Origin of the sequence: Sinomonas humi (genome assembly GCF_000802235.1) — a bacterium.
Taxonomy (GTDB): Bacteria; Actinomycetota; Actinomycetes; order Actinomycetales; family Micrococcaceae; genus Sinomonas; species Sinomonas humi.
In genome coordinates this window covers 1-741 of record NZ_JTDL01000005.1, presented here as the reverse complement: position 1 = coordinate 741, position 741 = coordinate 1, and the positions used below count along the sequence as shown (strand labels likewise).

Below are 741 nucleotides of genomic sequence, written 5' to 3'. Positions count from 1 at the left end.
TCGCGGAACTTCGTGACGCTGAAGATCACGACCGACGAGGGCATCACGGGCATCGGCGATGCGACCCTGAACGGGCGGGAGCTCGCGGTCGCGGCGTACCTGAAGGAGCATGTCGCCCAGCTGCTGATCGGCAAGGATCCGCACATGATCGAGGACACCTGGCAGTTCCTGTACCGGTCCTCGTACTGGCGTCGGGGCCCGGTGACGATGGCCTCGATCGCGGCGGTGGACATGGCGCTGTGGGACATCAAGGGCAAGGTCGCGAACCTGCCGGTGTACCAGCTCCTCGGCGGCGCGTCCCGGCGGGGGCTGCGGGCGTACGGGCACGCCTCCGGGACGGACCTGCCCTCGCTGTTCGACTCGATCCGGCACCACCTCGAGCTCGGCTACAAGTCGATCCGGGTCCAGACGGCGATCCCGGGGATCAAGGCCGTGTACGGCGTGGCCGCCCAGGCGCAGGCCTCCGGGGAGCGGTACGACTACGAGCCGGCCGGGCGCGGGGCGTTCCCGCAGGAGGAGGACTGGGACACCCGGGCGTACCTCAAGCACCTGCCGACCGTCTTCGAGGCCGTGCGCAACGAGTTCGGCCCGGACATCCCGCTCCTGCACGACGGGCACCACCGCATGACCCCGATCCAGGCCGCGAAGCTGGGCAAGGCGCTCGAGCCGTACGACCTGTTCTGGCTCGAGGACTGCACCCCCGCGGAGAACCAGGAGGGGCTGCGCCTCGTGCGCCAGCAC

1 protein-coding gene is annotated in these 741 nt (G+C 70.0%); it reads left to right on the top strand.

Translation table 11 applies throughout. From position 1 onward, the window contains the following. The coding region (locus LK10_RS00645; protein ID WP_043119327.1) for an enolase C-terminal domain-like protein at nt 1-741 on the top strand (741 nt) is incomplete at both ends.